We start from the raw sequence: 19,652 nt of genomic DNA on the forward strand, positions 1-19,652 counted from the left end.
CGACCTCGCTAGCGTGGTGGCGTGCTGGAGGCCGCGTGGTGGGGGTTCGTCGGAGGGGTCTCCCTCCTGCTCGGCGCGCTCGTCGGGGCGTTCCTGCCGGTGCCGCGCCGCGTCATCGGCGTCGTCATGGCCTTCGGCGCCGGGGTGCTCGTCAGCGCCGTCGCGTTCGAGCTCACCGAGGAGGCGTACCGCGTCGCGGGGGGCCCGACCGCCGCGCTGGGCCTCGTCGCGGGGTCGCTGGCGTTCTTCGCCGGCGACTGGGCGATCGACCGCCGGGGCGGCCACCGCCGCAAGAGCCCCGTCCACGGCGGGATCCGCCGCGACCGAGCGGGAGACGGCGCGACGACCCCCGCCGATGCGGCCGGCGGGGCCGGCGGGGCCGGGGCCGGTGCGGCGTCCTCGGCGCTCGCGCTCGTCCTCGGCGCACTCCTCGACGGCATCCCCGAGTCGGCCGCCATCGGCATCAGCCTGCTCGGCGGCGACGGAGTGGGTGTGGCGATGGTGGCCGCCGTGTTCCTCTCCAACGTCCCGGAGTCGATGTCGGCGACGACCGGGCTCAGGGCGTCGGGACGCTCGACGCCCTGGATCCTCGGCCTGTGGACCTCGGTCGTCGTCGCGTCGTTGCTCGCCGCGGTCGCGGGGTACGCCCTGCTCGGCGAGGCGTCCGGCGCGACGGTCGGCGTGATCCAGACCTTCGCGGCGGGCGCCATCCTCACGATGCTCGCCGACACGATGGTCCCCGAGGCCACCGAGCACGCAGGGCGGGTCGTGGGCCTGTTCACCGTGCTCGGGTTCGCCGTCGCGTTCCTCCTCGGCGCCGCCGGCTGAGGAGGGCCGGCCACCCGGCTCACCGCCAGGCGGCGGCGATCGCGGCGATGTGCCGGTGGTCGGTCCCGCAGCAGCCCCCGAGGACGGTGAGGGCGGGCAGCCGCTCGCGCAGGGCGAGGTACTGGGCGGCGAGCTCGTCCGGGTCGCCCTCGTCGAGCTCCTCCGCCTCGTCGAGCTCGGCGTGGCTGAGGCGCGAGGCGTTCGCCCGCACCCCGCGGATGCGGTCGGTCCAGGCGGAGCCGGTCTCGAGGACGTCCTCGAAGTGGGTGGGGTGCGCACAGTTGACCATGAAGTAGGCGGCGCCCGAACCGGTGCGCGCGTCGACCTCCTCGACCGCCTCGCGCAGCGGCTGGCCGCTCGGGAGCCGGCCGTCGGTCTCGACCGTGAAGGAGATGACGACCGGGACACCCGCCTCCTGCGCCGCCCGGACGACCCCGACCGCCTCGTCGGCGGACGTCATCGTGATGGCCGTGACGAGGTCGGCAGCGGTCGCGGCGAAGGTGTCGACCTGGACGGCGTGGTACGCCGCGGCCTCCTCGGCGCTCATCGCGGTGTCGACGACGTAGCCGTCGCCGCGCGGTCCGACGCACCCCGAGATGACGACGGGCGGGGCGTCGGGCCCCTGGAGGTCGCGCAGCTCCTCGAGGAGGGCGACGGCGCGGCGGTTGAGCTCGGCCAGCTGCCGGGTGTCGTGGCCGAGCCGGTGGGCCCAGTCGGGGCTGGCGCGCCAGGTCGGCGTCTCGAGGACGATGCCCAGGCCCCGCTGCCGCGCGACGGCGAGGTAGGGCTCGAAGTAGCGCCGCAGCGCGTCCTCACCGCCGTCGCGGGTCAGGAGGTCGTAGGCGGCGAAGAACGGCAGGTCGAGGCCGTCGTGGAAGATCAGCGTCGTCTCGATGCCCCCGTCCGTGAGGAAGGGCTCGGGGCCCAGCTGGGGCAGCGACTCTCGGTGACGCGCACCGGACGAGGCGTTCATGCGGTCCTCCAGACCCTCGCGCCGCCTGTGCGGCGGCGAGCGGTACGACGGTAGGACCTGACCGGCGCCCCGGCCAAGGGTGCGGGGCGAGCCCCGAGGTCAGGGCACCTCGGGCGTGCCGCCCGCGGCCTCCATCGGCTTGCCCGCGGCGTGCCAGGCGCGCATGCCACCGGAGAGGTTCGCGACCTCGTATCCCTGCTGCGCGAGCCACGGCATGACCCGCTGGACCCGCCCGCCGGAGCGGCAGGTGATGACGAGCGGCTCGTCGCGGTCGAGGAAGGGCGCGAGCTCGTCGACCCGGGCGGGCAGCTCGGACATCGGGATGTGGACGGCGGCCGGCGCGTGGCCACGGTCCCACTCGTCCTGCTCGCGGATGTCGAGGACCACGGCGTCGTCGGGCAGGTCGGTGACGGGGACGTCGGGGTAGGCGCTCATGGGTCCATTCTCGCAAAGCCCGGCTGCCGGCCGGCGCCGAGCCCGGGCGCACCACCGCTGCCTCCGCGCGACCGTGGGTGAGATCGTCGCCCCGCCGACGCCGTTGACCCACGTCGGCGGGAGGGCGGCCGAGCCCCTCGGGTGGGGCCTACTTGAGGAACTTGCTGGTGCGGCGGTCGGCGAGCGGCTTGCCACCGGTCTGGCAGGTCGCGCAGTACTGGAGGGAGGAGTCGGCGAAGGAGACCTCGCGCACGACGTCGCCGCACTCCGGGCAGGTCTGGCCGGTGCGGCCGTGCACCCGCATCCCGGCACGCTTGGCGTCCTTGAGCTCCTTCGCGGGCTTCCCGCTGGCCGCCGTGACCGCGCCGGTGAGCGTGGCCCGCAGCGCCGTGTAGAGCCGCTCGACCTCCTCGGCGTCGAGCGTCGCGGCGAGGGCGAACGGCGAGAGCTTGGCGACGTGGAGCACCTCGTCGGAGTACGCGTTGCCCACCCCCGCGATGATCGACTGGTCGCGCAGCATCCCCTTGACCTGCATCCGGTGCGACGCGGCGATGGCGGCGAACACCTCGAGGGTGAAGTCGTCGGTCAGCGGGTCGGGGCCGAGGGAGGCGATGCCGGGGACGAGCCCGGGGTCGCCGACGACGTACGCCGCGAGGCTCTTCTTCGTCCCGGCCTCCGTGAGGTCGAACCCCGACGCGTCGTCGAACCGCACGCGCAGCGCGATCGGCGACTTCCCGGGCCGGAGCACCGTGGCCGGCATCGCGTCCGACCAGCGCAACCAGCCGGCGCGGGCCAGGTGGAAGACGAGGTGCGTCCCGCCGCAGTCGAGGTCGAGGAACTTGCCGTGCCGGGCCACCCCGTCGACCGGGGCGCCGACGAGCGCCTGGGGAGGCGGGGTGAAGGTCTTGAGCACCGAGATCGACCCGAGCTCGACGCCCGTGACGACGAGCCCCTCGGTGCGCTCGCGCAGGAACTCGACGAGGGCCTGCACCTCGGGCAGCTCGGGCATGCCCGCGACGCTACCGGTCGTCGCCGTCATCCGGGAGGACGGACGCGGGCTCGACGGGTCTCCCTCCGGACCATCGCACCGGGCCTGGTGAACCGCACGGGAAAGGTCCCGGTGCGACCCGAAAGGTTCCGGCACCAGGCGGGAGAGTTGGGACGAGGGGTCAGGCGGCGCGGCCGGGCATCCGCTCGGACTCGGCCGGCCAGCCCCGCGCAGCGAGCACGGGCCGCAGGGCACCCTCGACCTCCGGCGTCGCGAACGCCCGCCGCAGCGCGCCTTCCGTGAGGACGTGGGCGAGCGCCGCCATCACCATCGACTGGTCGAGGACGAGGTGGCGGCCCGCGGTGCGCCGCGACCGGAGGCCGATGACGTCGACGAACCCGCCCGGCCCGTAGCACCCGAGCGACTCCAGCCGGGACAGGCAGGACGTGGCGGCCGCGGGGTCGTGGAGCAGCGCCATCGCTGCAGCGTGCGGGGTGACGACGGGGTCGTCGTCGAGCGCGCTCGGGTACCCGGGCACCGTCCAGGCGACCGGTGCGACGCCCCACTCGGAGTAGCCCTCCCCGGGCTTGGCCGCGGGTGACCAGCCCCACGCGCCCCACCCGTGCTCCGCCGCCCAGTCCCGCTGCGCCGCAACGGTCTCCGGGTGGTTGCGGGCCCACAGGTCCGGTGACCACTCCTCCTCGGGGACGAGCAGGTCCGGCATCAGGGCCTCGAACATCGAGCCGCCGAAGGTCGGCACGACGTCGCGACCGCGGTAGGAGACGAGCGGGGTCGACAGGGCGGCGTAGTGCTCGGGAGGCACCTGGCCGGCGACGATGCCCACGTACGAGGCGATCCGGGGCTCGGAGTTGAGCAGGTCGTAGTGGTGAGGCGTGTGGTGCACGGCTGGACCACCGGTGTACGACGCGAGGACGGTCGGCTGACCGGGGTCCTGCGACCAGAACCCGCCGCGCAGCCGCCCGCCCGGTCCCGGTGGCCCGGCCTCCGGGTCGTGGAAGGCGGCGAAGTCCATCCGCAGCCGCAGCGCTCGGGCCTCGGCGGCGAGCGCGGGCACGGCCCCCTCGACGACGAGCAGCCCGGCGGCGAGCCACCCGTTGTCGACGCTCGACATGAACGGCACGACGGGCGAGCCGTCGACGAAGGTGCGCAGGAGGTCGCCGGTCGCCTCGTCGTACCAGTTGGCAAGCTGTCCCGAGCCGTCGTGGCGCTCGATGCCGTCGAGGGTGGACAGCACTGCGGCACATCGCTGTCGGCACTCGTCGGCCTGGACGAAGCCGAGCTCGCGGGCAGCGACGGTGCTCCACAGCAGGCCGCCGATGTTCGTCGGCGAGGTGTACCGGGAGCGGGTCGCGGGGTCGAGGCGGTCGTCGACCCAGTCGGCGGGAAGCCCGGTGCGCTCGTCGGTCATCGCGTCCAGGGAGCGCCACGTGTCACCCGCCCACCGGGTCAGCAGGGCGGCGTCAGGCACCGGCGCTCTCCTGGGGAGGGGTCGGGAGGGAGGGTCCGTCCCAGGCGCAGCCGCAGGAGCCGCGCAGGACGATCCGGGTCGGGATGACGAGCGGCTCCACGTCCTCGGTGCGGCCCTCGATCCGCTCGTGGAGGCGGATGGCGGCCCAGCGCCCGAGTGCGCGGGTCGGCTGCTGCGCCGTCGTCAGGCCCGGCGCCATGAAGCGCGAGGTCATGATGTCGTCGAAGCCCGTGACGGCGAGGTCCTCGGGGACGCGCACCCCGCGGCGGGCGAGCTGGGCCATGACGGAGAGGGCGAGCTCGTCGTTGGCGCACATCAGCGCGTCGACCGGCTCGGTCATCGCGAGGATCCGGTCGACGGCCTCGGGGCCCGACTCCTCCTCCGGGTGCACGCGGACCGGCGGCCCGGCCTCCATGAGCTTGCGCCTGCGCAGCGCGGAGACGAACCCCTCGTAGCGGCCGGCGAAGTCGTGGGAGTCCTCGACGAGCCCGACGAAGAGCAGGTGACGGCGGCCGTGGCCGACGAGGTGGCTCGTCAGCTCGGCGGCGCTGCGCTCGTTCTCGATGAGGACCGCGTCGCAGCCCTCGACGGGGTCGCGGGCGATGAGGACGGTCGGCGTGCCGCGGCTGATCGAGCGGACCGTCGCGTCGGCGACCGTGGCGGTCGCGACGACGAGCCCGTCGACCCGCTGGAGCATCGTCCTCAGCTGGTCCTCGATGTCGACCGGTCCGCCGGCGAGCGCGACGACGACGGACTGCCCGTACTGCGCGGCCGTCCCCTCGAACCCGGTGAGCAGGTCGGAGAAGTACGGGCCGTGGAGCCCGGGGAGGACGAGGCCGTGGGTCTGGTGGCGCGGCACGTCGACCGGTCGCGAGGAGCGCAGCGGCACGTAGTCGAGCTCCTCGACGGCGCGCAGCACCTTGCGCCGCGTCATCGGCGAGGCGGGGGTGGACCCCTTGAGCACCCGCGACACCGTGGCGATCGAGACGCCCGCCCGTTCGGCGACCGTGTAGATCGTCACGGGCCGGTCGTCGTCGACCGCGGCCACCCGTCCTCCCTCCGTCGGGGCCCACCCTGCCGAACGCGCGGGCGGAAGGCCAGCCGGGGGTGCGGTCGGTGGACGGGCGTGGACGAGCGTCACGCGAACGGGTTCGGCACGGCCTCGAGGAGTCGCTTGGTGTAGTCGTCGCCGGGGGAGCGGATGAGGTCGAGGGTCGGCCCGCGCTCGACGACGCGGCCCTCGTGGAGGACGAGCACCTCGTCGGAGAGCATCCGTGCGCTCAGCAGGTCGTGGGTGATGTAGAGGATGCCCATGTCGCGCTCCCGCACGAGCGACCCGAGCAGCTCGAGCACCTCCGCGCGGATCGACACGTCCAGGCTCGAGATCGGCTCGTCGGCGACGACGATCTCGGGCTCGACGGCGAGCGCCCGCGCGATGACGACCCGCTGGCGCTGCCCGCCCGAGAGCTCGTGCGGGTACCGGTTGACGAACCGGTCGGTCGGGGTGAGCGCCACCGTCTCGAGCAGCTCGCGGACGCGCTCCCTCAGCGGCTCGCCCTTGAGCCCCTGGTAGTTGACGAGCGGCCGCTCCAACGCCTGCCCGATCCGCTTCGTCGGGTTGAGCGAGGAGTACGGGTCCTGGAAGACCATCTGGACGTGGCTGCGGTAGCGGCGCAACGACCGGCCACGGAAGCCGGCCACCTCCTCGTCGCCCTCCGGGCCGTGGAAGAGGATCCGTCCCTGCGTCGGCCTGTCGACGCCGGTGATCATCCGGGCGAGCGTCGACTTGCCCGACCCGCTCTGGCCGACGAGTGCGGTGACCTCACCGCGACGCAGCGTGAAGTCGACGCCCTCGACGGCGGTCGTGCGCTCCACGGAGAAGCCGCGGCGCCGCTCGTACACCTTGGTGACGCCCTCGACGGTGAGCAGCGGCGGACGGCCGAGTGCCCGCACCGACTCGTCGGCCGTCTTGACGAACTCGGGCCCGGCGAAGTGGCGCGTCGGCTCGCCGACGTCGGCGGTGTCCGGGCCGGCCTGCTCCGCCCCGCGCTGGATCCGGGCGACGTGGCAGGCGACCTCGCCGCCGGAGAGCGGCAGGAACGCGGGGGTCACGGTCTCGCAGCGGGCGATCCGCTCCGGGCAGCGGGGCGCGAACACGCAGCCCTCGACCCCGCGGCTGAGGTCGGGCAGCCGCCCGGGGATGTAGGTGATCCGCACCTCCTCGGCGCGCGGGTCGCTGTACGACCCGAGCAGCCCCTTCGTGTAGGGGTGCAGGGGGTCGACGAGGAGGTCCTTGGTCGCGCGCTCCTCGACGATCCGGCCGGCGTACATGACGAGGATCCGGTCGGAGAGGTCGAGGACGGTGCCGATGTCGTGGCTGATGAACAGCACCGCGAAGCCCTTCTCCTCCTGCAGGCGCCGCACGTTCTCGAGGATCGAGTGCTGGACGACGACGTCGAGGCCGGTGGTCGGCTCGTCGAGGACGACGAGCTTCGGCTCGAGCGCGAGGGCGAGGGCGAGGTTGACCCGCTGCTTCATCCCGCCGGACAGCTCGTGCGGGAAGGCCTTCATGAACTTCCGGTCGATCATCACCATGTCGAACAGCTCGCCGATGCGGGCCTCGAGCGCGTCGCCGCGCAGGCCCGAGTGCTCCTCGAGGACGTCGGCGAACTGCGCCTCCACGCGCACGACCGGGTTGAGCGAGTTCATGCTGCCCTGGAACACGGTCGACAGGTCGCGCCAGCGCATGGGGCGCAGCTCGTCCTCCTCGAGGTGGGTGATGTCCCGGCCGCCGAAGGTGATCGTGCCCTCGGAGATCCGCGCGGGCCGGTCGAGCAGCCGCAGCAGGGCGTTGCCGAGCGTCGTCTTGCCCGACCCGGACTCGCCGATGAGGCCGACGAACTCGCCGGGGCGGATCGACAGCGAGACGTCGGAGACCGCCGTCACGGCGCGGTGGGCCTTCGGCTCGTAGCGGACCGAGAGGTCGCGGACGTCGAGGATCGGGGTCGCCATCGGTCAGTCCTCCCTCAGGTGGGGGTTGCTCAGCAGGTCGACCCCGAAGTTGAGGAACGACATCGCGGTGATGAGGACGGCCAGGACCAGACCCGGCGCGAAGACCCAGATGAACAGGCCCTGCGCGATCGCCCCCTGGGCGTCGGCCTGGTAGAGCATGGTGCCCCAGGAGACCTGGCGGGAGTCGCCGAGGCCGAGGACCGCCAGGCCCGCCTCCGCCCCGATCGCCCCGGTCGCCGCGCCGACGAAGCCGGCGGCGACCAGCGAGGTCATGTTGGGCATGATCTCGCGGAAGACGATCCGGAACGTGCCCTCGCCGGAGAACTTGGCGGCGGTGACGAAGTCGCGGTTGCGCAGCGTGATGATCTGCGCCCTCTTCCCGCGCGCCGCACCGGCCCACGACGTGATGGCGATGACGGCCACGATGAGCCCGACGCCGCGGGTCTCCGCGTAGGCGACGAGGGTGATGATGAGCGGCAGCACGGGGATGACGAGGGCGACGTTGGTGAGGAAGGTCAGCCCGTCGTCGAGCAGCGTCCCCTCGGCGTAGCCGGAGATCATGCCGATGAGCAGTGCGAAGACCGTGGCGAGCAGGCCACCGAACAGCCCGACGAGCAGCGAGACGCGCGTGCCGTGGATGAGCTGGGAGGCGATGTCCTGGCCGTTGGTCGTCGTGCCCAGCCAGTTCTCGGCGCTCGGCCCGGCGAGGGGGACGAAGTCGGAGTTGCTCGGGTCGTGCGGGGCGAGCAGCGGGGCGAAGATCGCGACGAGCGCGTAGACCGCGACGATGACGATCCCGACGCGGGCCTTCCTGCTGCTCCAGACGACCTGCCACCAGGTGGCGGGCGCCTGCGCGTCGCTGACCTCCTCGACGGCGGCCGAGGCCAGGCCCTGGGTGGGGTCGCCGACCCGCATCGGGTCGGAGGCGGGGGTGGTGGTCACGACTCGCTCCTTCGCGCGCGGGGGTCGAGGACGCCGTACAGCAGGTCGGCGACGAGGTTGGCCACGAGGACGCCCACCGTCGTGAGGAGCATCAGCGTCTGCAGCAGGGGGTAGTCCTTGGCGCCGACCGCCTCGCCCATGAGGCGCCCGAGGCCGGGGTAGTCGAAGACGGTCTCGACGAGGATGGCGCCGGCGAGGACGCTGCCGAGGGCGAGGGCGAAGCCGGTGACGCTGGGCAGCAGGGCGTTGCGCGCCGCGTACCGCAGGGCGACGCGGCGGTCGGGCAGGCCCTTGGCCCGCGCGAGGCGGATGTAGTCCTCGCCGAGGTTCATGATCATCGTGTTGCGCATCCCGAGCACCCAGCCGACGGGCGCGACGATGAGCAGCGACAGCGCCGGGAGGACCGAGTGCGTCAGCGCCTCCTGGATGAAGGGGCCGTTGAACCCCGGTGTCGCCGCGGAGTACCCACCCGACGTCGGCAGCCACCCGAGGGTGTAGCCGAAGACGTAGAGCAGGAGCAGCGCGATCCAGAACGGCTGGAGGGTGCCGAGGAACGTCGAGCCGAGGGTGATGACGGAGTCGAGCCGCCCGTTGCGGCGCCACGCGGCGTAGGTGCCGAGGACGATGCCGATGACGAACGCGAGCACCTGGGTGACGACGACGAGGACGACCGTCCACCAGATCGCCTGGCCGATGACCTCGCTCACCGGGAACGGGTAGTAGGTGTAGCTGAGGCCGAAGTCGCCCCGCGTGAGGTCGGCGAGGTAGGCGGTGTACTGCTCCCACAGCGAACCGTCAGGGGTGCCGAGCATCGCCCGCATGGCCTGCACCTGCGCGGGGTCGAGGGCGTTGTCCTTGCCGGAGAGCCGTCGCACCATGAGCTCCGCCGGGTCCCCGGGCTGGATCCTGGGGATGAGGAAGTTCAAGGTGACGACGGCCCAGAGGGTGGCGAGGAAGAAGCCCACCTTTCGGGCGAAGTACTTCATGGTGCTCTCCGTCCTGGTCGTCGGCTCGTGCCGGGGCGTGGGTCGCACGCCCCGGCACGGGCTCAGTCCGTCACTTCGGCGCGGTCAGCCGCGTGAGGACGAGGAGCCGGTCGTCCGACGGGTTCGCGTACGGGTCCTCCTCGCTCGGCCAGCCGGTCGCCTTGTCGGTGCGGTAGATGAGGCGGGTGGGCGCGTAGATGAGCGAGGTCACCGGGTACTGCGTCATCATCACGTCGACGAGCTTGCCGACCTCGGCGCGCTGGGTCTCCTCGTCGGTGGCCGCACCGAGCGCGGCCACGGTGGCGTCGACGGTCGGGTCGGAGAAGCGGCCGACGTTGGGCAGGATCTCCTTCTCGGTCGGGACCTGCTTGCTCGACAGCTTGGCGCCGATGTTCCGGGCGAGCTCGCAGCCACCGTGCAGGTACTCGAGGAGGACCTGGAACTCGCCGGTCTTCTTCTGGTCGTCGATCGCCTCGGGGGCGGACGCGGTGACCTTCGTCGCCACGCCGACCTCGTTGAGGCCCTTGGCGACGACGTCGGCGATGGCCTGGTAGTCGATCCAGCCGGCCTGCACCGAGAAGTTCACGGCCAGCGGCGACCCGTCGGGGAGGGTGCGCTTGCCGTCGGCGCCCTTGGCGTACCCGGCGGCGTCGAGCAGCTGTCCGGCCTTGGCGGTGTCGTAGGGGAGGACGGTCTCCTTGCCCTGGTACTGGTCCGGGAGGAGCTTGTCCATCGAGGGCAGCTTGAGGCCGGTCTGGCTCGCCGGCTTCATGACCCCGTAGGTGGCCTTCGTCGACATGGCCTCCTTGTCCATGGCGTACGAGATCGCCTCGCGGAACTTCGGGTCGTCGAACGGCTTCTTCTCGAGGTTGCCGGTGAGGACGGTCATCCCGTTCGGCGCGTAGTAGAACTTGTTCGTCTTCGGGTCGGCCGAGACGAAGGTCTTCTCGGGGTTCGGGATCTCACCCCAGTAGGCGTCCAGCTCGCCGGCGCGGAGCTTGAGGGCGGCCTGGGAGGCGTCGTACTGGCCCTCCTGGACGATCTTGTTCACCTTGACCTTGTCGGCCTGCCAGTAGTCCGGGCGGCGGTCGAGGACGAGGCGGCGGCCGTTGAACGAACCGAGCGCGTACGGGCCCGTCGACACGGGCTTCTTGTCGATGTACTTGGTGGGGTCGCCGACCTTGGAGTACACGTGCTCGGGGAGCATCTTCTGCTTGATGATCTCGTCGTACTTCGCGGCAGCGTTGCCGGAGAACGACATCGTCACCGTGTTGCCCTCGGCGGTGACGGAGGTCGCAGGGGCGCCGAACGTCTCGCTCCACACGCCGGCCTTGTCCATGCCCGGGTACTGCTTGGCGAGGTTGAAGGTGAAGGCGACGTCCTTCGCGGTGAACGGCTTGCCGTCGCTCCACTTCACCCCGTCGCGCACCTCGATGACGAGGGTCTTGTCATCGCTCCACTCGGCCTTCGTCGCGAGCCAGGGGGTCTCCTCGCACGACAGGCCGTTCTTGATGATGAGCGGCTCGTAGAGCCAGAACGTCGTCAACGGGTTCGGGGAGTAGGGGTTGAAGTTCCCGAGCCCACCGACCGCGCCCTGGACCTCGGCGGGGAAGGTCAGCTGGGCCACCGTGCCCCCGGCGCCCGTTGCGGAGCCGCCGTCGGTCGTGCCACCTCCCCCCGAGCACGCGGCGAGGGCGAGGCTCGCGAGCAGGCCGCCGGCGGCGGCGAGGGACGTCGATCGAGTCAGCATCGTTGCAGACCTCCTGAGGCGGGTTGACGGGCGCCAACGTAGGTGCCCGGGAGGCTCCTGCGGGGTCTGTGGAACCATGAAACTACTTTCATTGGACACCACTGTTTTCATTTGTTTTCAAGGGTTTTCGCGGTGCACTGGCTCTCCGCCCGCTGGTAGGACAGGGGACGTGCACGAGATGACGACGGTCCAGGTCCCGGCGCCGAGGCCCCGGGTCGACAGCGCCCAGGGGCTCACGGCGGAGTTCACGACGAACGGGTCACCCGCCCGCTTCGAGGCCTTCGGGCAGAGCCTGCTGCTCTACCCGGCGCGCGAGATGGAGCCCGGCCCGGCCGGCCTCTTCCTGCGCATCCTCGAGCGCGACCGGGTGAGCTGGACCCCGCTCCTCGGCCCGGCCTCGCAGGGGGTCGTCACCGCCGGCGGGAGCACCGTCCGGGTCAGCGGCTCGTGGTCCGGCCTGGAGTGGGCGGCCACCTTCCGCACCGGTTCCGACCGCACCGTCGAGGGGGCGCCCGCGACCGGTGCCCACGCCTCGTGGCGCTGGGACGTCGAGGTCGAGAACACCGGCGACCGCGAGCTCGTGGTCGACGTCGTGCACACCCACGACCCGGCCCTCGCCCCGCCGGGGGCCGTCGCCACCAACGAGTACTACGTCGCCCAGTACCTCGACGTCTCCCCCCTCGCCACCTCGCGCGGCACCGCCCTCGCCGTCCGCCAGAACATGCCGGGCGCCTCGGTGCCGTGGCTCGTCATCGGGGCGCTGCGCCACGGGTCGGGGTGGGCCACCGACGCGCTCCAGGTCGTCGAGCGCACCCCGGAGGGCACCCGCTGGTGCGGCCTCGACCGGCCGACGCTGCCCTCGACGCGGCTCCAGCACGAGCACACCCTCGTCGTCCTCCAGGACGAACCCGCCCCACTGGCGCCCGGGGCGACGCACCGCACCGGCTTCGCCGGTGTCGTCGTCGCCGACCACCCGGACGCGACCGGCCCGGAGGACGCCCGGTGGCTCGCCCTGGCCGTCGCCGAGACCGCACCGACGGGTGGCGACGAGGACCTTCCCGCCGGTGGCTCGCCCGTCGTGCCCACCCTGCTCGCCGGGTCCCCGACGCTCGACTCGCGCCCGCTGACCACCGACGAGCTCGCCTCCCTCGGCCTCGCCCCCGCCGGTGACGTCGAGGCCTCCCCGGGCGGCGAGCCGTGGGCGTGGTCCGCCGCCGACGGGCACGTCGTGCTCGCGGCCAAGGAGCTGGCGGTGCTCCGCCCGCACGGGCACCTGCTGCGCACCGGCGCAAGCCTCGAGCCCGACCCCGGCGACCTCACGACGACCGTGTGGATGGACGGCACCTTCCTCTCCCAGGTCACCCGCGGGCACGTCGGGCGCGACCCGCTGCTGACCGGTCGGCGGTCCTACGTCGGCCTCCACCGCGCCCACGGCGCGCGCGTCCTCGTCGGCACCGACGACGGCTGGCGCCTGCTCGGCACCCCCTCGGCGTGGCGTGTCGGCCTCGACGGGTGCACGTGGGTCTACGCGAGCGGAGACCTCGTCCTCGAGGTGTCGACGACGGCCCCGGCCGACCGCCACGAGCTGACGCTCGCCGTGCGGGTGCGCCGCGGCACCCCCCGCGCCCTCCTCGTCGCCCTCGCGACGGCGGGTGAGCAGGACACCGTCGCCGACGGATCCACCGCCCTGACCGTCGGTGGTGCCGACAGGTGGCGGGTCGGCTGGGACGGCGCGCCGACCACCGTCGGGGACGACGCCGTGCTTCACGCCGACCGGCTCCCGCGCGACCCCTCCTGGGTCACCCTCTCGGTCGACCCGACCCGGGTCTGGACGATGCAGCTGACAGCCCTCGCCGACGCCGCAGGCACCGCACCGGCGACCCGAACCCCGTTCTGGGACAGTGCGGCCCGCACCCTCGACCTCACCGCCGCGAACGCGCCCGCCGACCGCACCGCACTCCTCGAGCCCATCCGCGGGGCGCTGCCGTGGTTCGCCCACGACGCCCTCGTCCACTACCTCTCTCCGCGCGGCCTCGAGCAGTACACCGGCGGCGGCTGGGGGACGCGCGACGTGTGCCAGGGTCCGGTCGGCCTCCTCACCGCGCTCGACCGCCAGGACGTCGTCCGCGGGCTCCTGGGCCGGGTCTTCCGGGCCCAGAACGCGCGCGGTGACTGGCCGCAGGCCTTCGAGTTCCTGCCACCGCTGCCCACCGCCGGGCAGGCCGACTCCCACGGCGACGTCGTGTTCTGGCCCCTCCTCGCGACCGGTGACCACCTCCTCACGAGCGGTGCGGCCGACCTGCTCGACGTCGTGGTCCCGCTCGTCGACGACGACGGCCTCACCGAGCCGCTGCCGGTCGCCGACCACCTCGCCCGCGCGCTCGACCGCATCGAGGCCGGGACCGTCGCGGGCAGCCCCCTGCCCGCCTACGGCCACGGCGACTGGAACGACTCGCTGCAGCCCGCCGACCGGCACCTCGCCGAGAACCTCGTCTCGGTGTGGACCTCGGTGCTCCAGACCCAGGCACTGCGCACCCTCGCCGCCGGCCTGCGCGCCGTCGACGCCGAGCCGGAGCTGCGCGAGCGGGCCGCGGCCCTCGCCGACGCGACCGAGGACGCCATCCACCGCGAGCTGCTCGTCGACGACGTGCTGCCCGGGTACGTCCTCCACGGCGACGACGGCACCCGCGAGCCGCTCGTCCACCCGCGTGACGACCGCACCGGGCTCACCTACGGTGTGCTGCCGTGGATCCACGCGATCAGCGCCGACCTGCTCACCTCGGAGCAGGCCGAGCACCACCTCGCGCTCATCGACGAACACCTCCTCGGGCCCGACGGCGCCCGGCTGTTCGACCGGCCGGTGGCCTACACCGGGGGACCCATGGCGGTGTTCCAGCGGGCCGAGGCCAGCACCTTCTGGGGGCGCGAGATCGGCCTCATGTACGTCCACGCACACCTGCGGTACGCCGAGGCGCTGGCCCGCGTCGGCCACGGCGAGCGGCTGCTGCGCGCCCTCGCGCAGGCGACCCCACGGGGCGCGGTCGACCTCGTCGACCCCGCGCGACCACGCCAGTCGACCACCTACTTCTCGTCCTCCGACGCCGCGTTCGCCGACCGCGCCGAGGCGTCCGAGCGGTACGCCGACCTCATGGCGGGCGAGGTGCCGATCGAGGGCGGCTGGCGGGTCTACTCCTCGGGGCCGGGCCTGTTCCTCCGGCTCGTCGTCGAGGCGTTCCTCGGCGTGCGCCGCCGGGGCGCCCGCGTCGAGCTCGACCCGGTCGTCGACCCGGCGGTCGGCGAGCTGCACGCCACCGTCCCCTTCGACGGCGGCACGCTCGACGTCCTCGTCCGCCCCGGCGGGACCGGCCACGGCGTCACCCGCGTCTCGACCCGCTTCGGCCACCTCGCGACGACCCCGCTCGACAACCCCTACCGCCACGGCGGGGTGTCGGTCGACCTCGCGGACCTGCGGGCCGCGGTGGCCGCCCGGACCCCGGCCGACGGCCGCCCCGACGTCGTCGTCGAGACCCGTTGACGATGCCGGAGCCCGCCCGACGTCCGTGGCTCGACGCCACCCTCGGGGTGGAGGAACGCGTCGAGGCCCTGCTCGCCGCGATGACCCTCGAGGAGAAGGTCGGCCAGACCCACCAGGTCGCCAACCTCACGCCGGAGGACGTCGCCGCCATCCGCGCGGGCGGGGTCTCCTCCAGCCTCTTCGCGTCCGGCGCCCACGCCGGGAACGAGCGCGACGAGGGCGTCCTCGTCACGAACATCGACGCCGTCCAGCGGGTCGCCGTCGAGGAGAGCCGCCTCGGCGTCCCCCTGCTCTTCGGTCGCGACGTCATCCACGGCCACCGCACGGTCTTCCCGATCCCGCTGGGGGTCGCCGCGTCGTTCGACGCCCCGCTGGCCGAGGAGTCCGCACGCATCGCCGCCGAGGAGGCGACGCTCGAGGGGGTCGCCTGGACGTTCGCGCCGATGATGGACATCTCGGAGGAGCCGCGATGGGGGCGGGTCGCCGAGTCGCTCGGCGAGCAGCCGGTCCTCGCCGGTCGGCTCGCGGCGGCCCTGGTCCGCGGCTTCCAGGGCGAGGACGTGGCCGACCGGCGCCGCCTCGCCTCGTGCGCCAAGCACTTCGTCGGCTACGGCCTGTCGGCCGGTGGCCGCGACTACGACACCGTGACCGTCGGTGAGAACACCCTGCGCAACCTCCACCTGCGCCCCTTCAAGGCGGCGGTCGAAGCGGGCGTCACGACGGTCATGGCGTCCTTCAACGACGTCGACGGCACGCCGGTGCACGCCCACCGCCGGCTCCTGCGGGACGTCCTCAAGGGCGAGTGGGGCTTCGACGGCGTCGTCGTGGCCGACTGGAACGGCGTCGGGCAGCTGGTCCGCCAGGGCGTCGCGGGCGATCTGCGGGAGGCCGCCCGGCGCGCCATCGAGGCCGGTGTCGACCTCGACATGTGCGGGGGCGCGTACACCGCGCACCTCGCCGACCTCGTCCGTTCCGGGGAGGTCGACGAGGCGCTGCTCGACGACGCGGTGCGCCGTGTCCTGCGGCTGAAGCTCCGGCTCGGCCTCTTCGAGCACCCGTACGCCGGCGACCTCGAGGGCTCGCCGGCCCCGACCGCCGCCACCCGCGCCCTCGCGCTGCGAGCCGCGGAGGCCGCGCACGTCCTCGTCCACAACGACGGGGTCCTGCCACTCGGCGGGCACTCGGGCCGCGTCCTCGTCACCGGCCCGTTCGTCGACGACGGCGACGCCCTCCTCGGCACGTGGGTCCTCGACGGCCTCGGCGAGGAGGTCGTGACGCCCGCTGACGCCCTCCGGGCACGGTTCCAGGAGGCCGAGGGGGTGCGGCACGGCGAGCGCCTCGACGTCATCGACGGTCGGTTCAGCGACCAGGTGCTCGAGGTCGCCCGGCGGGCCGACACCGCCGTGATGCTCCTCGGCGAGCACCGGGGCCGCTCGGGGGAGGACCGCTGCGTCACCGACATCGGCCTGCCCCCGGGCCAGCTCGACGTGCTGCGGCACGTCGCCGCGTTGGGGAAGCCCCTCGTCGCGGTCGTCTACACCGGGCGACCGCTGGACCTCACCGAGGTGCTCGACCTCGCCTCGGCGGTCGTCGTCGTGTGGCACCCGGGGATCGAGGCCGGCACGGCGCTCGCCCGCGTCCTCACCGGTGACGTCGAGCCCCACGGCCGCCTCCCGATGACGTTCCCGCTGTCGACGGGGCACGTCCCGACGAGCACCCACCAGAGGCCGACCGGCCGACCGATCCCCGTGGAGCGCGACCGGTGGGAGGGGCGGTACCTCGACGCGCTGACGCACCCGCGGCTGCCCTTCGGGCGCGGGCTGTCGTACACGACGCTCGAGTACGGCGACCCCGTCCTGTCCTCGCCGATGCTGTCGCGCGGGGGCGGCACGGCCTCGGTGACCGTCCGTGTCACGAACACCGGCCCGCGACCCTGCCGCGAGGTCGTCCAGCTCTACGCGCACGACCCGGTCGCCGACGTCACCCGCCCCGAGGTCGAGCTCGTCGACTGGCGCGCGGTCGACCTCGCCGCCGGGGAGTCCGCGGAGGTCGAGCTCGCCGTCACGGCGGCTGACTTCGCGTACACGGGCAGCGACCTCACCGAACGCGTCGACACCGGGGAGGTCGTCCTCCTCACCGGCCCCGACGCCGCGACCCTGCGCCCCGTCAGCCTCCTCGTCACGCCCTGACCCGCCCCGGACGCCCGACCGACCGCACCACCCACCCCCTGCCCAGGAGACCCCCGTGATCGAGCTGACCCGCAAGCAGGTCGTCATCGACGGCACACCCCGCATCGTCATGGCGGGGGAGGTGCACTACTTCCGGGTGGCCCGCGAGGAGTGGGAGCAACGGCTCGACCTCGTCGTCGAGGCCGGCCTCACCGCCGTGGCCTCCTACATCCCGTGGGTGTACCACGAGCTCCCCGACGGCACGATCGACGTCAGCGGGACGACGCGACCCGAGCGCGACGTCGCGGCGTTCGTCGACCTGTGCGCCGACCGCGGGCTGATGTTCATCGCCCGACCGGGGCCGTTCGTCATGGCCGAGCTGAAGAACGAGGGCATCCCCTTCCGCGTCTACCGCGAGCACCCCGAGATCGTGCCGGGCGGCTGGGACGGCGTGCCGACCCCGTCGCGCACCGTCGACTACCTCGCTCCGGCCTTCCTCGAGGAGACGCGGCGCTGGTACGAGGCGATCCTCCCCGTGCTCGTGCCGCGGCTGCAGCCGAACGGCGGCAACGTCGTCATGGTCCAGCTCGACAACGAGGTCGGGATGCTCGCGTGGGTCACGAACTCGCCCGACCTCACCGACCACCTGCTCGAGCACTTCGCCCGTTGGGTCGACGTGAAGTACGGCGCCGCGCGGCCGTACCCGGCCGCCCCGGGCGGTGACGGCTGGGCGGAGGTCGTCCGATCCCCCTCCGAGGAGTGGGCCGGGCCGCTGCGCGTGGACCTCGGCGAGTTCATGCGCGAGCGGTTCGCCGACTACGTCGTCGCACTGCGGACGATGGCCGAGGACCTCGGGGTGCGCGGCGTGCCCTTCGCCATCAACATCCACGGCACGGAGGGCGGCAGCGGCACCCCCTTCCCCATCGGCATCAGCCAGCTCGTGCGGACCTACTCCGGGATCCCCGGGATGGTCTCGGGCAGCGACCACTACATGGGGGAGGCGACGCTGACGACGATGAGCGACCTCTACGTCATCAACGCGTTCATGGACGCCGTCCACGACGACGACCAGCCCCTCACCTCACTGGAGTTCGAGGCCGGCTCGGGCGACTACGGCGCCGGCGCGGAGATGCAGTACGACCCCTCGACCGCCGAGCTGAAGACCCGGCTCTGCCTCGCCCAGGGCAACCGGCTGGTCAACTACTACCTCTTCGCCGGCGGCATCAACCCGCCGCTCGACGAGGTCGTCGACGACGGCAACGACCGGCTCTCCTTCACGGGTGAGCGCCACGGGACGGCGGCCCCGGTCGGGCCCGAGGGCCAGCGCGGGTTCGCCTACGCGGCGACCGCCCGCACGGTGCACGCGGTCACCGCGAACGAGCCGTGGCTCGCGGTCATGGACGAGGAGCACGACGAGGTCGAGCTCGGCCTCGTCCTCGACGCCTACGCCACGGAGTACCACCATCCCGCGTCCGCGCTGATGACGGACGCCGTCACCGACCTGACCCAGCACCGCGGGGCCGGCCAGCGACGGGCCCTCGTGCGGTCGCTGCTCCTCGGCGGGTACCGGTTCGGCGCGGTGCACCTCGAGGAGCGTTCTCCCCGAGCCGGATCCGTCCTCGTGCTGGGAGCGGGACGCTACCTGGCCGCGGACGTCCAGCGCCGCGTCGTCGCCCACGCCGAGGCCGGCGGCCGCGTCCTCCTCCTGGGCCCGGTGCCGGAGCGGGACCTCGACGGGTCGCCCTGCCACGTCCTGGCCGACGCCCTCGACCTCGGCCACGGCGAGGTCGTCCGCGACAGCGGCCACTACTACCCGTCGGTGGTCGCCCACGGCTGGGCCGCGCCGTGGCCCGAGACGCGCGTCGGCTGGCGCCAGGAGCTGCGCCCGACCCGTGGCGACGTCGTCCTCACCGACGTGTACGGCACTGCCTGCGGTGTCGACGTCCCCCTCGGCGACGGTCGCGTCGTCCTCCTCGCGGCCGAGCTGCCCTCGAGCCGCGAGCTGTTCACGCGGGCCCTCACCGCTCTCGGCGCGACGGCCGGTGTCTCGACGTCGACGCCGTTCCCCGGCGTCATCACGACGACGACGGCATCGGCCGACGGGCAGCGCGCGCTCCACCTCATCAACGTCTCCGGGGCGGCCCTGCCCACCACCGTCACGCTCGACGGTGAGGAGCTCTTCGACGGGGCCGCCCTCCAGGTGCCGCCGCGGTCGGGGTTCGTCCTCCCGCTCGGGCTCGACGTCGCCGGGGTCCGCCTCCTCGGCGGGACCGGCGAGGTCGCGGGGGTCGAGGACGGGGCGATCCGGTTCCGGCCGTTCCTCGGCCTCGACGACGGCCCCGGGCACGTCGACATCGCGCCGGGAACGGTCGTCCTCCCCGGCGACGGCTACGAGGTGACGCCGTTCCCCGACGGCACCGTCCGGGTGACGCCTCTGGACGCGGCGGCCGAGCTCGTCGTCCGGGTGGACACGAGGTCCCCCCTCGTGGACCCGAACCCCGAGCCCGGACCGGAGCTCGTCATCGAGGCATCCCAGCGCGCCTGAC

The 19,652-nt window shown here is 73.4% G+C and carries 13 protein-coding genes; 4 read left to right on the forward strand and 9 right to left on the reverse strand.

Features of this window, described 5'->3' with window-relative positions:
• The first annotated feature begins 21 nt into the window (after positions 1–21).
• Entirely contained in the window at positions 22–828 is an 807-nt protein-coding gene (locus ACK8HX_RS04660; protein ID WP_411939499.1) for a ZIP family metal transporter, read from the forward strand.
• Positions 829–847: 19 nt separating this feature from the next.
• Here ACK8HX_RS04660 and ACK8HX_RS04665 read toward each other — a convergent pair whose 3' ends face one another.
• The 9 genes from ACK8HX_RS04665 to ACK8HX_RS04705 form a co-directional block, all read right to left on the reverse strand.
• A complete protein-coding gene (locus tag ACK8HX_RS04665; protein WP_411939500.1) occupies positions 848–1,801 on the reverse strand; it encodes a homocysteine S-methyltransferase family protein in 954 nt (317 codons plus the stop codon).
• Between the two features lie 99 nt (positions 1,802–1,900).
• Positions 1,901–2,236: a rhodanese-like domain-containing protein gene (locus ACK8HX_RS04670; protein WP_411939501.1), complete on the reverse strand. Its 336-nt coding sequence runs from the start codon at positions 2,234–2,236 to the stop codon at positions 1,901–1,903.
• Positions 2,237–2,384: 148 nt separating this feature from the next.
• Positions 2,385–3,245, reverse strand: a complete 861-nt coding sequence (locus tag ACK8HX_RS04675) for an Fpg/Nei family DNA glycosylase (RefSeq protein WP_411939502.1) — start codon at positions 3,243–3,245, stop codon at positions 2,385–2,387.
• 160 nt (positions 3,246–3,405) lie between these two features.
• A complete protein-coding gene (locus ACK8HX_RS04680) occupies positions 3,406–4,713 on the reverse strand; it encodes a glucoamylase family protein (protein WP_411939503.1) in 1,308 nt (435 codons plus the stop codon).
• A complete protein-coding gene (locus tag ACK8HX_RS04685) occupies positions 4,706–5,761 on the reverse strand; it encodes a LacI family DNA-binding transcriptional regulator (RefSeq protein ID WP_411939504.1) in 1,056 nt (351 codons plus the stop codon). Before ACK8HX_RS04685 ends, ACK8HX_RS04680 begins: the two co-directional genes overlap by 8 nt.
• Positions 5,762–5,850: 89 nt before the next feature.
• The gene (locus tag ACK8HX_RS04690; protein ID WP_411939505.1) at positions 5,851–7,725 is read right to left on the reverse strand and encodes a dipeptide ABC transporter ATP-binding protein; all 1,875 of its coding nucleotides are present in this window, start codon (positions 7,723–7,725) and stop codon (positions 5,851–5,853) included.
• A 3-nt stretch (positions 7,726–7,728) separates the two neighbouring features.
• The gene (locus ACK8HX_RS04695) at positions 7,729–8,667 is read right to left on the reverse strand and encodes an ABC transporter permease (protein ID WP_411939506.1); all 939 of its coding nucleotides are present in this window, start codon (positions 8,665–8,667) and stop codon (positions 7,729–7,731) included.
• Positions 8,664–9,653, reverse strand: coding sequence for an ABC transporter permease (locus ACK8HX_RS04700; protein ID WP_411939507.1), 990 nt, complete (start codon positions 9,651–9,653; stop codon positions 8,664–8,666). Before ACK8HX_RS04700 ends, ACK8HX_RS04695 begins: the two co-directional genes overlap by 4 nt.
• 70 nt (positions 9,654–9,723) lie before the next feature.
• A complete protein-coding gene (locus ACK8HX_RS04705; protein WP_411939508.1) occupies positions 9,724–11,403 on the reverse strand; it encodes an ABC transporter substrate-binding protein in 1,680 nt (559 codons plus the stop codon).
• Positions 11,404–11,581: 178 nt separating this feature from the next.
• Here ACK8HX_RS04705 and ACK8HX_RS04710 point away from each other — a divergent pair, with 178 nt between their 5' ends.
• From ACK8HX_RS04710 to ACK8HX_RS04720, 3 genes are read left to right on the forward strand one after another with little or no spacing between them, the layout of a single operon-like run.
• Positions 11,582–14,938 carry a cellobiose phosphorylase gene (locus ACK8HX_RS04710; protein ID WP_411939509.1) on the forward strand — a complete coding sequence of 1,119 codons (3,357 nt, stop codon included), beginning with the start codon at positions 11,582–11,584 and terminating at the stop codon, positions 14,936–14,938.
• Between the two features lie 2 nt (positions 14,939–14,940).
• Positions 14,941–17,127 carry a glycoside hydrolase family 3 N-terminal domain-containing protein gene (locus ACK8HX_RS04715; RefSeq protein ID WP_411939510.1) on the forward strand — a complete coding sequence of 729 codons (2,187 nt, stop codon included), beginning with the start codon at positions 14,941–14,943 and terminating at the stop codon, positions 17,125–17,127.
• Between the two features lie 55 nt (positions 17,128–17,182).
• Positions 17,183–19,651 (forward strand): beta-galactosidase, encoded by a 2,469-nt coding sequence (locus tag ACK8HX_RS04720; RefSeq protein WP_411939511.1) that lies wholly within the window; start codon positions 17,183–17,185, stop codon positions 19,649–19,651.
• Position 19,652: the final 1 nt, after the last annotated feature.

It is taken from the genome of Oryzobacter faecalis, from assembly GCF_046764005.1.
GTDB classification, from domain to species: Bacteria; Actinomycetota; Actinomycetes; order Actinomycetales; family Dermatophilaceae; genus Oryzobacter; species Oryzobacter faecalis.